This is a genomic window from Corynebacterium amycolatum SK46, assembly GCF_000173655.1.
GTDB classification, from domain to species: domain Bacteria; phylum Actinomycetota; class Actinomycetes; order Mycobacteriales; family Mycobacteriaceae; genus Corynebacterium; species Corynebacterium amycolatum_A.
In genome coordinates this window covers 139,818-154,745 of sequence record NZ_ABZU01000002.1, presented here as the reverse complement: position 1 = coordinate 154,745, position 14,928 = coordinate 139,818, and the positions used below count along the sequence as shown (strand labels likewise).

Below are 14,928 nucleotides of genomic sequence, written 5' to 3'. Positions count from 1 at the left end.
GGGGAGGGGAGGACATTGCTCAATTGAGATCCTCAATTAGGTATCTGCCTATGAAGTATTCTTGCTAGCAGCACTCCGGGGGGGGGGGGGAGGCCAGTTTCAGCAGTTTGCAGCTGAGACTGGCTTTGGCATTTTTTGTTCTAGCGCCATCTCAAGGTAAAGTAGCCGAATTGTGTGCGCACACGTGAATGTTGCCTCGGGTCTCCACCGGCCGCCGAGGAATAACAACAGTGTGCACGGTGGCTGGCAAATCTACACGGACCCTAAAAGGAGTCATGTTGTCTACTTTCCATCCGAAGGACGGTGACATCGAGCGCAAGTGGTACGTCATCGACGCTACCGACGTTGTTCTCGGCCGTCTGGCTACTCACGCCGCAGACTTGCTGCGCGGTAAGGGCAAGGCTTACTTCGCCCCTAACGTCGACTGCGGTGACCACGTCATCATCATCAACGCCGATAAGGTGCACGTCTCCTCGAACAAGCGGGAACGTGAGATGCGCTACCGCCACTCGGGCTTCCCGGGCGGCCTGAAGTCGATGACCCTGGGTCGTTCCCTCGAGGTTCACCCGGAGCGCGTTATCGCTGAGGCTATTGAGGGCATGATGCCGCACAACAAGCTTTCGCGTGCGTCCATCAAGAAGCTGCACGTCTTCGCCGGCTCCGAGCACCCGTTCGCCGGTCAGAAGCCTGAAAACTACGAGATCAAGGCGGTGGCACAGTGACCAACCCACAGGACGTCAATGAGAACCAGAACGTAGAGGCCACCGAGGCTTCCTACGATGATGTTCAGGCTGCCGCTGCTGCTGCCACCGAAGAGTTCACCTCTTCCATCGGCGATGCAGTTGCTACTGAGACCGAGGCTGAGGCTGCTCCGGCTGCACCGCTGACCCTGGATCGTCCGATTCAGACGGTCGGTCGTCGTAAGCGCGCTGTCGCCCGCGTCGTTCTGACCGCTGGTTCCGGCAAGATTGTCTGCAACGGTCGCGAGCTCGAGGATTACTTCCCGAACAAGCTGCACCAGCAGGAAATTAAGGACCCGCTGGTCCTGGTCGAGCGCGAGAGCCAGTTCGACATCAAGGCCAACATCAACGGTGGTGGCCCGTCCGGTCAGGCCGGTGCTCTGCGCCTGGCTATCGCTCGTGCCCTGAACGAGTTCAACCCGGAGGAGCGCGGCGTTCTCAAGAAGGCTGGCTTCCTCACCCGCGACGCCCGTGCTGTCGAGCGCAAGAAGGCTGGTCTGCACAAGGCCCGTCGCGCACCGCAGTACTCCAAGCGTTAAGCTTTACTGCTTCGAAAAGCACCTCAGTTTGCGTATTACACGCAAGCCGGGGTGCTTTTTTGGGTTAAAGTCCGCCGTGACCAGGCATGGCTGCATTTTCGGGACAAGCCCCGTACGTTAGACTTTTATCCGTTAAAAACTGCCACGAGAATCGTTTTTCGCGGTGCGATTGCTGTGCGATGGAAGTGCGATTGCAGTGCAATTGAAATGCGATGGGAAGAAGGAAACCGTATGGCGGTGAGTACCACAGCCACCAAGGCCTCCGACGCGAAGAGCTCCTCTAGCTCGTCGTCGGTGGCGAAGCATCCCTTCCGCATTCGACGCGTACCAGGCATTGATGGGCTGCGCGGTCTGGCCGTTGCCACAGTGGTGATTTACCACTACTTCGATAATGTGCTGCCCGGTGGCTACATCGGTGTGGATATCTTCTTCGTGCTCTCCGGATTTCTTATCACCTCGCTTCTGGTGCGCGAACGCGCGGTCACAGGGCGCATCGATCTAAAGGATTTCTGGCTCCGTCGGCTGCGTCGCATCGCCCCGGCTGCGATGTTTGTGTTGTTTATTTCAATCGCCGTCGCAGGTCTGGTTGGCGGGGATCCCGCTGTTGGCTTGTCGACGCAGTTTCTCGGCACGGTCTTTTTCGTCAATAACTGGACGCAGATTGCTGGCTCTCAGTCCTATTTCGCGGATTCCGGAGTGCAGCTGTTAGCGCACTACTGGTCGCTGTCGGTGGAGGAGCAGTTCTACTTGTTCTGGCCACTGATCTTTGTGGCTCTTCTCGCCCTGAAGCTGGCATCTCGCAAGCTGGCAGCAGTGGCGGGCATTGGGGCAGTTGCTTCTTTCGTGTGGATGGTCTCGCTCTACGACCCGAAGGTCGACCCCACGCGGGTCTACTACGGTACCGATACTCACGCCTTTGGTCTCCTGTTTGGCGCGGCCCTCGCATTGTGGTTGACATCGACGTCGTCACGCGCAGAGGCGGACTCCTGGCCACGCACGGAACCCCTCCTGCGGGATTTCTTTGGCAGTTCCGCCCAGGCTTTCGTAGTGGCCTCGCTGCCACTGATTTTCCTTTCGTTGGTTTTGCTGATGATGTCGGATACCGCGTCGGCGACTTACCGCGGTGGGTTGGTATTCGCCTCGTTGCTGTCGGCGGCGATTCTCTATCTTGTCGTTCGCGGTGTCTCACCCGTGCGTCAGATATTTGAGTTCAAGCCACTGTGCTGGCTGGGAAAGATTTCTTTCTCGCTGTACCTGTGGCACTGGCCGGTCATTGTGCTCATCCGTGAACTGCTGGAGCGCAATGAGGCCATGCAGTATGAGAACCTCGCTGCCTGCGCAGGTATTGCGCTATCGCTGTTTTTGGCGAATTGGTCGTACAAGAATGTGGAATCGCCAATTCGCCGGATGGGTTACCGCCGTTGGATGGCGCAGTTTTCGGGCACACAGTTTGCCGGTTCCTGGAAGCCGCGCGTTGCAGCAGGGCTGGCGCTGGTCGTCGTGGCTGGTGCAGTTGTGGGAATGGCCACGGCGCCGAAGATGACGCGTTTGGAGGCACAGCTACAAGAGGCAGCTGAGCGCCGAGCGCAGGCACAGAAGGCGGAGGAGGCCGAGTTGGCCAAGCGCGTTATGCCGCGTGGTGACCAGGTCACTGCTATCGGCGACTCTGTGATGCTCGCCTCGGCGTCTGCGTTGGAGGAGAAGTTGCCCGGCATCTACATCGATGCGGCTGTTTCCCGTGGTTATCCGGCCGCGCCGGAGATTATCGCCAGTATGAAGGCGGCGGGCACGCTCGATCCATTCGTCGTGCTGGGTCTTGGTATCAACCAGTCGGCTGCGGCATCGGGCGAACACCTGTTGGATGAAATCCTCGATTCGCTGGGTGAAGACCGCATCGTTGTCCTAATCAACCCGTACGGTGATCGCGTGTGGATGCCTCAGTCGGAGAAGGAAGTCCTCGATGCGGCAAAGAAGCGCGACAATGTCTATGTGGCTGACTGGTGCCATGGTGTGCGAGACGATTTGTCCAAGCTGCGCGCGGACCTGATCCACCCGACCCCGGATGGTGCTGAAGTCTATGCCGATGCCGTGGCCGATGCCTTCCAGCAGTATGCGAAGAACAAGAAACGCATTCCGGACACCTGCGGAATCTAATAAAAATCTAGTTAATACTGTTTTCACGGTAAAGTAAGTGGCTGTGGCCAAACAAAAGTCTTCTTCCAATCACCGCGGATTAAAGATTTTCCTCGGCATCGTCCTCGGTATCTTCGCGATCTTCGGTGTGTTTTACGCTGTCGATTACGTGCTGAATAAGGACCATGTCCCGCGCGGGTCTACCGTTGCGGGAATTGACATCAGCACGCTGAGCGCGAATCACGCTGAGGCGAAGCTCGAAGAGCAGCTCGGTGATCTTTCCACTCATCCAGTGGCGTTGCGTGCCGGCGAACGCACGGCGGAGGTTCTGCCCCAGGAGGCGGGGCTGAGCATCGACTGGGAGAAGACGGTCGCGCAGGCGGGCAAGCAGACGGCGAACCCAGTTACCTGGGTGCGCAGTTTCTTTACTACCCGTGAGCTGGATTTGGTCAGCGATATCGATAGCTCTAAGTTCGAGCCGCAGGTCGACCGTCTCGTCGGCGAACTGACTATTGCTCCCGTCGATGGTGAGGTCAAGCTTGTCGACGGCCGCGTGGAAACAACTCCACCGGTCATCGGCCAAGATGTCGACCGCAATGCGGTCAGTGGGGATTTGGCCGCCAAGTGGTTGTCACCGGAGGGCATCGATGTGGAGACCACCGCGCACGACCCGGCTATTGGTGAGGATCAGGTTCGTGAGGCAGCTGAGGGAGAAGCCGCCGATGCGGTGTCGGGCCCCATTGTTGCCAAGGGCCGCGATGGCACAGATGGTGTAATTCCTCCGGAGCGCATGGCTGAAATCATCAGCTTTGTGCCGCGCGCAGGCGGATTGGCTGCCGATATCAATGTTGACCGCGCACGCGAGATCCTCGAGGAGGGGCTGGCTGCTTCTGAGGTTGATAAGCGCAATGCGTCGATACGCTTCAGCGGTGGTTCGCGTGAAGTGGTCCCCTCGGTTGATGGCGTAGCTGTGAAGTGGGATGAAACTATGAAGGACTTCGCCGAGCGTGTGACTTCGACGGATAAGCGCGAGTTCGATGCGGTCTACGAGGACCAGCCCGCCACCTACACCACCGAACAAGCGGAAGGCGCCACCTTCGATGATGTCATTGGTGAGTTCACCACCGGTGGCTTCAGTTCGGCATCGGGCACAAACATTGCCCTGGTGTCGCAGATGGTCAACGGCGCATTCGTGGCGCCGGGCGATACATTCAGCCTGAACGGCTACACGGGCCCGCGCGGTACTGCGCAGGGCTTTGTCGAGTCGGGCATCATCCTCAACGGACATGCGGATAAGGCTGTCGGCGGTGGTATTAGCCAGTTCGCCACCACTTTGTACAATGCTTCGTACTTTGCGGGCATGGAGGATGTCGCGCACACCCCGCACAGTTACTACATTTCGCGTTACCCGGCCGGCCGTGAGGCGACGGTGTACGAGGGCGCAATCGACCTAGCGTTTAAGAACAGCTCCGACACTCCGATTCTCATCGAGGCCGTTACTACTGGCTCCGACGTCACTGTGCGCATCAAGGGTGTGAAGAAGGTCAACGTCGAGTCCATTAATGGTGGCCGTTGGGCATACACGCAACCGCAGCGCATGCAGGTCAGTGGCAGCTCTTGCCAGCCGTCGTCGGGTGCGCAGGGCTTTACCACTTCCGACACACGCGTCATTCGGGACCTCTCTGGTTCGGAAATCTCGCGTGAAACTCAGACTACGGTTTATGACCCGCAGCCAATTGTGTCCTGTGGCTAGTCTGGATTAGCCTGCGCGACCGGCTAAAGTAATACAGCATTGACAATGCAATAGTCCGCGATACCAAAACTCATAACCCCCAAGGAGTGGTCTAGCAACAATGGCACGTCTTTTCGGAACTGATGGCGTCCGCGGTTTGGCGAATAAGACTCTGACCGCACCGCTGGCAATGCGGCTGGGTGCTGCTGCGGCCACTGTGCTGACTAGCGGTACGAATCCGTCGGGGCGTCGTCCCCTGGCCATTGTTGGCCGCGATCCGCGTGTCTCCGGTGAGATGCTCGCCGCAGCGCTGTCTGCCGGCATGGCTTCCCAGGGCGTCGACGTTTTGCGTGTCGGCGTGCTGCCCACTCCGGCTGTCGCTTTCCTCACCGACGATTACGGTGCCGACATGGGTGTGATGATTTCGGCTTCTCACAACCCCATGCCGGACAACGGCATCAAGTTCTTCGCTGCGGGCGGCACCAAGCTTGACGACGCGGTGGAGAAGGAAATCGAACACGCTCTCCACAACCTGTCGGAGACCGGCCCCACAGGCACCGGAGTGGGTCGTGTCATCGAGGAGGCCCCCGACGGGCTCGACCGCTACCTGTTCCACCTCTCCCGTGCGGTCAGCACCAAGCTCGACGGCATTCGTGTCGTGGTGGATTGTGCAAATGGTGCTGCTTCGCAGGCCGCCCCCATGGCGTACGCGGCCGCCGGTGCCGATGTCGTCGCTATTCACGACAAGCCGAACTCCTACAACATCAACGACAACTGCGGTTCCACCCATATTGAGGTTTTGCGCGCGGCAGTGCTGGAGCACGGCGCGGATCTGGGTCTGGCTCACGATGGCGATGCCGACCGCTGCCTGGCTGTGGATTCGCAGGGCAACATCGTCGATGGTGACCAAATCATGGCCATCCTGGCCGTGGCCATGAAGGAAGAGGGGCTACTGCACCACAACACGCTGGTGGCCACTGTGATGAGTAACCTTGGCCTCAAGCTGGCGATGGAGGAAAACGATATTGCCCTGCGTGCCACCAAGGTCGGCGACCGCTATGTGCTGGCTGATTTGAACGCTGGCGGTTACTCGCTCGGCGGTGAGCAGTCGGGGCACGTGGTCATTCCGGATCACGCCACCACTGGTGACGGCACGCTCACCGGTCTGTACCTCATGGCGCGGATGGCACGCACCGGTAAGTCTCTGGCTGAGCTGGCCTCCGTGATGAAGGTGCTGCCGCAGACTCTTATCAACGTGCCGGTGTCCAACAAGGCCGCAATTCTGGAGTCTGATGAGGTCAAGGCCGCCATCGATGCAGCCGAGGAGAAGCTGGGTTCCACCGGCCGCGTGCTGTTGCGCCCGTCTGGTACCGAGGAGCTCTTCCGCGTCATGGTGGAGGCCGCCGATGCGGAATCGGCCCGCAAGATTGCCGGGGAGTTAGCTGCGGTTGTGGCCGCAGTCTAGAGTCAGGAGTGTGGAAATGAATGACGCGCCAGAGGACATTAAAGCCCGCTTTGCCCCGGGTGAAGCCGACATCCAGGTAGAGGTAGTCGATTCTGATGGTCGGGTTCTCGGTACCGTCGGCAAGCTTGAAGCACACGTTCCGCCGGGAATTTTGCACCGTGCTTTTTCTCTTTTCCTCTTTGATGAGCAGGGGCGCATGCTGCTGCAGCGCCGTGCGGAGTCGAAGTATCACTCACCACTGCTGCTGACGAATGCGACCTGCTCGCACCCACTGCCGGGGGAGCCGGTGGCCGATGCCGTTGAGCGTCGTGCGAAGGAAGAGCTCGGTGCGGATGTTTCCCAGTTGGAGGAAATCGGCATCGTTATCTACCAGGTCATCGATGATCGTTCGGGACTGGCGGAGCACGAGTACAACCACGTGTACGCCGGCATCGTCGATCCGAAGTCGGTGGATATCAACCCCGATGAGGTCGATGAAGTGGTGTACGTGACCCCGCAGGAGCTCGCAGAACGTCGCGCGAACGAACCGATGACGGAGTGGTTTAACCACGTCTGGGGTGTTGGTGCGGAGAAGTTCTCCAAGTACGGTTTCGACATTGCGGGTGTGCCGGGTATTCATGGCCCCGCGGAGGCGCAGGCTGCCGCGCAGTCGGTTTCGGAAAGGGATGTGTAGCTTCGTGACCAGCGTAGAAAACGCCAGCGTCGACGACTTCGGCCTCGACAAGTCCGAGGAATTGGAGACCGGGGAGTTCTATGCCCTGGCCAATGAACAGGGTGCCGCATTCGGTGAAGGCCATGCCAAGTCGATTCTGTTGGGCGAGCACTCTGTCGTCTATGGCAAGCCGGCTATCGCGCTGCCGGTGACGTCGCTGCGCACGATGGCGTGGATTGACCGCGTGGAGGATTCTCCAGTCCTGTTTTCCATGGACGGCGAGGTCATTGACATTGACGAGCTGCCGGAGCGCTTTGCCTCGATCGCCGCTGCACTCCGAGCAGGGCTGCGCACCTTCGGTATTCCCGAACGCGACCTGTTGGTTCGTCTCCGCTCCGGTATCCCGCCCGCTGCAGGGCTGGGTGGTTCTGCCGCTGTGGCACATGCGCTTATCGACGCAGTGCGGGACCTCGCCGATGGCACTTTGACCGAGCGTCAGCGCTTTGACCTGGTGCAGGAAGCTGAGCGTCTGGCGCACGGTAACCCCTCTGGCCTGGATGCCACGGTTGCCCGTGCATCGCGTCCGGTTTACTTCAAGCAGGGTGAGTTCCATCCGCTGAAGGTGGCCAAGAAGATGTGGCTGGTGCTGGGGGATACCGGTGTGCGTGGCTCGACGTCGCTGGCCGTTGCCCGCGTGCGTGGTTTCGTCGATTCCCATCGAGTTCACGGCCAAGAGCTGCTGGACCACTTGGGGCAGCTGGCCGATGGCGCGGTGCACAACCTGGCCAAGGGCGATTTTGCCCGTCTGGGGCATCGCATGGACTCGGCGCAGGAAGCGCTAGAAGAACTAGGTGTTGGGCATGAGTCCATCACTGATCTCGTCACTGCCGCACGTCTGGCAGGTGCCCACGGTGCAAAGCTCACTGGTGCCGGTTGCGGTGGCTGCGTGATGGCGCTGGCAGAGTCTGCCGATCACGCGGAACTGATTAGCCATGCCATGATGGGCGCCAATGCTGTTACTACTTGGACTGTGGAGGTAAATCCCTCGTGACCACGACCGCTACCGCCGTCGCTCATCCCAACATCGCCCTGATTAAGTACTGGGGCAAGCGCGATGAGGCCGTGCAGCTACCGGCCACAGGTTCGCTGTCCCTTACCCTGGGCATCGCTCCGACGACGACCACGGTGTCGCTTATCGACGATCCCAGCGTCACCGCAGACTCGGGCACTTTGAACGGCCAGGAGATGGTGGGCAAGGACCTCTCCCGTGTCCAGAAGTTTTTGGATTTGGTCCGCGAGCGTGCGGGCAGCACTAGCTTCGCAGAGGTGAACAGCACCAACGAGATTCCAACGGGTGCGGGGCTGGCTTCGTCCGCGTCGGGTTTTGGCGCTCTCGCGCTGGCCGCGGCAAAGGCCTACGGCCTGGACTACACCCCGGAACAGCTCTCGGCTTTGGCCCGTCGCGGTTCGGGCTCGGCCTGTCGCTCTATTTTCGGCGGCCTCGTCGAGTGGTTGCCCGGCGATGATGATGCTTCCAGCCACGCAGTGGCTCTGCCGGATTCCGGACTGGACCTCTCCCTGGTCGTGGCGGTTTTGGCCCCGGGCCGCAAGAAGATTGACAGCCGTGCCGCCATGCGTCGCACAGTCGAGACATCACCGTTCTTCCCGGCTTGGGTGGAGCAGGTGCCCCGTGATATCGAGGACATGAAGGCCGCCATTGCCGCTGCGGACTTCACTGCGGTCGGCGAGCTTGCCGAGGCCAATGCCATGCGCATGCACGCCACTATGCTGGGGGCTCTTCCTCCGGTGCGTTATTGGAATCCGGATTCAGTGGCGGCTCTCGATCTCGTCGCTACGCTGCGTGACGAGGGCACCGAGTGCTACGCCACCATGGATGCCGGGCCGAACGTGAAGGTCCTGTGTCGCAGCGGCGATGCTGAGACCATCGCAGATCGTTTCCGCGCGGAGTTCGAGGACATTGACGTGCTGGTTTCCGGCTCCGGCCCCGGCGCATACCTGGTGTAGCTGGGGGAGTAGTTGAGTAACGCTAAGGGCGAACCTATCGAAGGTGAATCGATTGGCCGCGGCTGTGGCAAACTGTATCTCACCGGCGAATATGCGGTGATGGATGTCGAGGGGCTGGCCGTCATCGCAGGAGTCGACCGCTATGTGACGGTTCGGTGCCACGATGCCGGCCCAACGCAGCCGGTCTCTCGCGTGTACTCCAGCTATTACGGCCCGCAGGGGCGCATCATTGATATCGATGCACCAGATGACATCGCTACCCATACGATTTCCCTGGTCTATCGCATTGCAGCGGGCGAGCTGGAAAACACCCCAGAGCGCTCCATCGATATCGTCATTGAATCAGACCTCGATGACGCCGACAGTGGTGCGAAGTATGGCCTGGGATCCTCCGGGGCTGTCGCTGTGGCAGTGACTCGTGCGCTGGGAGCGCACCTTGGTCTGGAGCTCAATTCGCTGGACGTGTACAAGATTGCGATGGTGGCCACGCTTCTGGCTGGTGCGGCTGGTTCCGGCGGCGATATCGCGTGCTCCGCGCACGGCGGGGTGGTGCTCTATCGTCGGCCGAATCCGACGGCGCTCGCGGAACTCGTGGCGGCTGATGCTGTCGCCGCCGTGGCGGCACCGTGGCCGAATCTTCGCATTGATGCCCGCGCTGACCTCGGTGGGCTACAACTGTTGGTCGGCTGGACGGTCAGTCCGGTGAAGACTGACTCGCAGTTGAAGAAGGCCGGTGGCGCAGACCGTGATTTTGTACGCGGGGTCTCGACGATAAGCGAAAGACTCTGGCAGGCGCTTGCCGACGGCGACCACACAGCGGCGTTTGCCTGCCTGCGTGAGAATCGGACGCTGCTGCAGGACTATGAGCGTGAGCGTGCTGTGTGCATCGAGACGGAGAAACTGAAAGCGCTCGCCGACATCGCCGATGGCGCGGGGGCCGCAGGCAAGAGCAGCGGCTCCGGTGGTGGTGACTGTGGAATCGCGCTGGTGGGAGTCTCAAATGGTGCCGATGCCGAGGAGACTGCCGCGGACATCACCGCGCGCTGGCAGGCAGCTGGCATCCTGTCGTTGCCGCTGAGGCTGGCCGCTCAACTTTGACCACAGTTTTTTGACCGTAGAATTTAAGACAGCTGAAATTTACAGAAGCTGGGAACCGAAGCTGCATGCAGCTAGAAAGGGTCGCTTAGGACAATGGCTGAAAAGAGCTCGCACGACCTGGAATATGCACACGTACCACTGAGCTGGATTGGTCCGGTGCGGATTAGTGGCAACGTCATGAATGACGAGGTGAAGATTCCGCTGGCGACTTACGAGACCCCGCTGTGGCCGTCGTGTGGTCGTGGTGCGAAGGTCTCCCGCATGATCGAAGGTGGCATTACCTGCACTTTCGTCGGCGAGAAGATGACCCGATCGGTGATTTTCACTCTCGACTCGGCAGCTGATGCCGTCGTTGCACGCGACAACATCCTGTCTCGTTCTGACGAGCTGAAGAAGGTCGTGGAGTCCTCCTCGCGTTTTGCCAAGCTGGTAGATATTCACTTCCAGATCGCATCGCGTCTGCTCTTTGTCCGCTTTGACTTCTTCTCCGGTGACGCCTCGGGCCACAACATGGCCACGCTGGCATCTGAGCGTTTGATGTCCTATCTGATGGAGCAGATGCCAGAGTTGGGCTATGGCTCTATCTCGGGCAACTACTGCACCGATAAGAAGACCTCCGCCGTCAATGGCATTCTGGGCCGCGGTAAGTACGTGATCGCCGAGGCCGTCATTCCGGAGCCGGTTGTCCGCGAGCGTCTGCGCACAACTGCCAAGCGCCTGGCCGAGCTCAACGAGCGCAAGAACCTCGTCGGCTCCATTATGGCGGGTTCGCTGCGCAGCGGTAATGCGCACTACGCCAATATGCTGCTGGGCTTTTACCTCGCTACCGGTCAGGACGCTGCGAATATCGTCGAAGGTTCGCAGGGGCTGACGCAGGTAGAGGCGCTTGACGACGGCTCCGTGCGCTTTAGCTGCACCCTGCCACATTTGATTGTTGGTTCCGTGGGCAACGGCAAGGGCTTGGACTTCGTGGAGAAGAATCTCACGGCGCTGGGCTGCAAGGAGGACCGTGAACCGGGCGAGAATGCCCGTCGTCTAGCAGCGTGCTGTGCGGCAATCGTCTGGTGCGGTGAGCTTTCCCTGCTCGCGGCACAGACGAACCCGGGTGAGCTGATGGAGGCGCACGTTTCTATCGAGCGTGCGAAGTAGTGCTTTGTGAATAGCTGTTTGCGACAATTCGCAAAACCTAAGACAAATCTCAGGTTAACGCGCTAGATTTCTGTAGTAGGCAATTAACATTTTGTGGGCAAAATATCCCGTGGCCTGATGACTGCTCAGATGGCCGTTCTGATGGCATGGGGATGTTTCGTTGCCCGTTATTTCTTAAAAATCTGTAGAGGTAGTGAAGGCACGGTTTTGATGACAACAAGCAATGTGACCCCGATCGGTATTGATGACATCGCCTTTGCGACGGGTTCGTACTGCATTGACCTCGCCGATATTGCGCCCCGACTCGGAGCGGAACCGGCAAAGTACCACAAGGGCCTGGGGCAGGAACGCTCCAGCGTGGTTGCCTCTGATGAAGATCCGGTGACGATGGCCGCGGCTGCGGTGAAGAAGATCGTCGACCGCCACGGTATCGACGGCGTGCGCACCATCATGTTCGCCACAGAGACCGGTATTGACCAGTCGAAGGCCGCTGCTGTCTATGTCCACGAGCTGGTCGGTCTTGCCCCGCACGCGCGCTCTGTTGAGCTGAAGCAGGCTTGCTACTCCGGTACCGCGGCGCTGCAGTTCGCGTGCGCTCTGGTGGCCCGCAATCCGGAGGAGAAGGTCATCGTTGTCGCCTCCGACATTGCCCGCTATGACCTGGACACCGCTGCGGAACCGACCCAGGGCGCAGGTGCTGTAGCCATGCTGGTGACCGCTAATCCGCGCATCCTGGCTATCGATGCGGTTTCGGGCGTCTTCACCCGCGAAGTTATGGACTTCTGGCGTCCGAATCACCGCAGCCAGGCGTTGGTGGAGGGCAAGCTCTCTATTGGCGCTTACATCGACGCTGTTCAGGGTGCTTACGAGGACTACCGTGCCCGTGGCGGTGTGGACTTCAGCGAGATTGACTACTTCAGCTACCACCAGCCATTTACCAAGATGGCTTACAAGGCGCACCGGCAGCTTTCGGCCAATAACGGGGTGGAGCTCACCGCAGAGGACGAGGCCCGCCAGCTCGGCCCAACCACCAAGTACAACCGCATCATCGGTAACTCCTACACAGCATCGGCCTACTTCGGTCTGCTCTCGCTGCTGGATACCGAGAAGGACCTGGCTGGTAAGAAGGTCGCTGTTGTCTCCTATGGTTCCGGCTCGGTTGCTGAGTTCCTCACCGGCAATGTGGTCGAGGGCTACGAGTCCCAGCTGCGTGCCGCAGATAATGCCCGTGAACTGGATGAACGCGTAAAGCTCGATGACCCGACCTACTACCGCCACGCTCAGGTGACGCATGAAGATCCGGGTGAGTACTCAAACCTGGGAGACGACGCCCTGATTGGCACCGGTCCATTCAGCTTCACCGGTGTTGAGGGTTGTAAGCGCATCTACCGCGCTCGTTAGCCCCCGGGGGCACCCGCGCCAGTACCTCAACGGAACCGAATCCCCTTTTTTCGCGCCTAACAGTAATAGGAACTGTTTTCGCGGGGAAGGGGATTTTTCGTGTCCGCAAGTTTTACTGGAGGCAGTGGCGGAGGCTTGCTGCATTTTTCGGAAGATGCAGTGACAGCGGCTGCCCGAGAGATCGAGCAGCGCGGCCGTGACGGCCATGAGCGGTGGGGAAGCGCTCCCGATATTTCCGCGGCAGACTGTGGCCAGGGTTTTGCCGCCCAGGGGCGTCGTCTGCAGCAGGCGGCAGCGCGACTGCGTGAGCATGGGCAATCGATGTACGCGGGACTTGGCAATCATGCTCCGGCAGTGCGAGAACAGTGGCGTGTCTTTGCAGGCTGTGACAGCGACGGGAGCGCCGACCTCGGTGGAATTGAGGTAGTGGACTGATGCCATGGGTTGCTCGAATTCTTCCGATATTGGTGCGTGTTATCGGGCGTGGAAGCCGTATTGGAGCCAAGCGCGGGTTCGGTGGCATCGGCAAGAATCTGCCCAAAGTCTTGGATAAGGTGCGACGTGCTGACGGCTGGAAAGGCAGCGCCCTATCCAAGTTCTCCAACTCTGTGGGGTTGATAGCCTCCGCGATAACTATTGCTATGGCTTTCGATTGGGGCGGTTTGAAAGGCGATGCCGCCGACGCCGCCAAGGAACGCTGCGATAAAGCCGCGCAGGACTGTGCGAATCAGGATCAGCAGTCCGCCGATGGCGCGCAGAGTGTCGGCGAGTGCGGCAAGAAAGTCGACGAGGTCCTTGAGAATTGCGAAAAACAGGCCGAAGATATGGCTGAGCAAACCGACGGCGTCCTATCTCAGTGCGAAGCGCTTGTCGACGATCCGGAGGTCGGCGCTGAAGCTGCACAAGTGGCCCAGCAGGTGTGTAACAGTCTCGTCGACTCCACAGGTCAGCTCTACGATGCACGCAATACCTGCATCGAGCAGTGTCTTGAGCAGGCAGCGTGTGACACTGAGGCCGCAGTGGTCGCCACCCCGCCGCAGCCTCCTACTGTCCCTGCCAGCTCGGGTGCTACCTCGGCGGCCTGTGCAGAGGTGGCTGAGTCTGTGAGTGACGAAGGAGCTACTGTAACCGGTGGCAACGGTGCTATCGCTGGTGGAATTGGGGTTGTTGCCAACGTTGATATTGGGATTGAGGCAGGCGTTGCTGCTGGGATATCCGTTGGAGGTGCCATTGGCGCTGCCGGGGCGGCCAGTATCGCCGGAATTGCGGGGGCTGTGGGTGTTGCGGGCAGTGTCGCCTCCTCGCTGCTCAACTTAGACATGTGCACGGAGACGGAAGAACCAGTGTGTGAACAGGCACCAGCACCAGCACCGGCTCCTGCGCCAGAGGGCTGTGAGCCGGAACCCGAACCGGAACCGGAGGATTGCGAACCGGCCCCGGAACCTCAACCCGAGCCCGAGCCCGAACCAGAAGGAGCGCCTGAACCGCCTCCTCCAGCTGAGAAACTAAAGCACTTGGGAATCGAGCTGCCACAGGAACCGCAGCCAGAATCACAACAGCCAGAACAACAAGTAGAGCCGGAGCCAGAACCAGCTCAGGATTCTGCAGCATCAGTGCAGGAATCTGCTTCAGCTGTGCCCGAACCCCCTGAGCAGCCCAACGCCCAGGAGCTTGTGGGTGCGGTCAATTCGCCAACGGCAGGTGAGTGGTAATGGGGAGTAAGCATGCCGCGAAATATGACCGGATTGGGCAGGCCTATTACGACGCTGCTGCAATGACCAGGCAGGAGTTCGATACGGCGATACAGAGGGCACAGAAAGAATTGCAGGGTTTGGAGGAGCGTCGTAAAGCACGCGAAATTAAGGAGAGGGAGGTGGCGACGGGCGTCGAAAAGCAACAAAAAACCGCCCGACCGAAGGGAACCGTTACGCGGTTGTTCGGGCGGGCGGGGAAAGGGACGCCGACGGTGAAGTCGATTCGGGGCGTGTCCTGAA

The 14,928-nt window shown here is 59.9% G+C and carries 14 protein-coding genes; all 14 read left to right on the top strand.

Annotation, left to right across the window (positions count from 1 at the left end; translation table 11 throughout):
• Window positions 1-278: 278 nt before the first annotated feature.
• The 14 genes from rplM (at window position 279) to CORAM0001_RS02510 (ending at window position 14,927) form a co-directional block, all read left to right on the top strand.
• Complete coding sequence (rplM, locus tag CORAM0001_RS02575) at window positions 279-722, top strand: 50S ribosomal protein L13 (protein ID WP_005509852.1); 444 nt, start codon at window positions 279-281, stop codon at window positions 720-722.
• Complete coding sequence (rpsI, locus tag CORAM0001_RS02570) at window positions 719-1,279, top strand: 30S ribosomal protein S9 (protein WP_005510014.1); 561 nt, start codon at window positions 719-721, stop codon at window positions 1,277-1,279. The genes rplM and rpsI overlap by 4 nt, the downstream gene beginning before the upstream one ends.
• Window positions 1,280-1,510: 231 nt before the next feature.
• Window positions 1,511-3,433, top strand: a complete 1,923-nt coding sequence (locus CORAM0001_RS02565) for an acyltransferase family protein (protein ID WP_005509945.1) — start codon at window positions 1,511-1,513, stop codon at window positions 3,431-3,433.
• 43 nt (window positions 3,434-3,476) lie between these two features.
• A complete protein-coding gene (locus tag CORAM0001_RS02560; protein WP_005509998.1) occupies window positions 3,477-5,165 on the top strand; it encodes a VanW family protein in 1,689 nt (562 codons plus the stop codon).
• A gap of 100 nt (window positions 5,166-5,265) precedes the next feature.
• Entirely contained in the window at window positions 5,266-6,609 is a 1,344-nt protein-coding gene (gene glmM, locus CORAM0001_RS02555) for a phosphoglucosamine mutase (RefSeq protein ID WP_005509914.1), read from the top strand.
• A gap of 16 nt (window positions 6,610-6,625) precedes the next feature.
• Window positions 6,626-7,282 carry an isopentenyl-diphosphate Delta-isomerase gene (gene idi, locus CORAM0001_RS02550; RefSeq protein ID WP_005509763.1) on the top strand — a complete coding sequence of 219 codons (657 nt, stop codon included), beginning with the start codon at window positions 6,626-6,628 and terminating at the stop codon, window positions 7,280-7,282.
• Window positions 7,283-7,286: 4 nt separating this feature from the next.
• The gene (mvk, locus tag CORAM0001_RS02545; RefSeq protein ID WP_005509850.1) at window positions 7,287-8,312 is read left to right on the top strand and encodes a mevalonate kinase; all 1,026 of its coding nucleotides are present in this window, start codon (window positions 7,287-7,289) and stop codon (window positions 8,310-8,312) included.
• The gene (gene mvaD / locus CORAM0001_RS02540) at window positions 8,309-9,286 is read left to right on the top strand and encodes a diphosphomevalonate decarboxylase (protein WP_005509946.1); all 978 of its coding nucleotides are present in this window, start codon (window positions 8,309-8,311) and stop codon (window positions 9,284-9,286) included. Before mvk ends, mvaD begins: the two co-directional genes overlap by 4 nt.
• Before the next feature lie 12 nt (window positions 9,287-9,298).
• Window positions 9,299-10,384: a phosphomevalonate kinase gene (locus CORAM0001_RS02535; protein WP_005510032.1), complete on the top strand. Its 1,086-nt coding sequence runs from the start codon at window positions 9,299-9,301 to the stop codon at window positions 10,382-10,384.
• Window positions 10,385-10,477: 93 nt separating this feature from the next.
• Window positions 10,478-11,533: a hydroxymethylglutaryl-CoA reductase gene (locus CORAM0001_RS02530; protein WP_005509971.1), complete on the top strand. Its 1,056-nt coding sequence runs from the start codon at window positions 10,478-10,480 to the stop codon at window positions 11,531-11,533.
• A 210-nt stretch (window positions 11,534-11,743) separates the two neighbouring features.
• The gene (locus tag CORAM0001_RS02525) at window positions 11,744-12,934 is read left to right on the top strand and encodes a hydroxymethylglutaryl-CoA synthase (protein ID WP_040360905.1); all 1,191 of its coding nucleotides are present in this window, start codon (window positions 11,744-11,746) and stop codon (window positions 12,932-12,934) included.
• A 99-nt stretch (window positions 12,935-13,033) separates the two neighbouring features.
• Complete coding sequence (locus tag CORAM0001_RS02520) at window positions 13,034-13,369, top strand: hypothetical protein (RefSeq protein ID WP_050773578.1); 336 nt, start codon at window positions 13,034-13,036, stop codon at window positions 13,367-13,369.
• Entirely contained in the window at window positions 13,369-14,646 is a 1,278-nt protein-coding gene (locus CORAM0001_RS11390) for a hypothetical protein (RefSeq protein ID WP_005509865.1), read from the top strand. The genes CORAM0001_RS02520 and CORAM0001_RS11390 overlap by 1 nt, the downstream gene beginning before the upstream one ends.
• On the top strand, window positions 14,646-14,927 hold the full coding sequence (locus CORAM0001_RS02510) for a hypothetical protein (protein ID WP_040360902.1): 282 nt from the start codon (window positions 14,646-14,648) through the stop codon (window positions 14,925-14,927). Before CORAM0001_RS11390 ends, CORAM0001_RS02510 begins: the two co-directional genes overlap by 1 nt.
• The last annotated feature ends 1 nt before the right edge of the window (window position 14,928 follow it).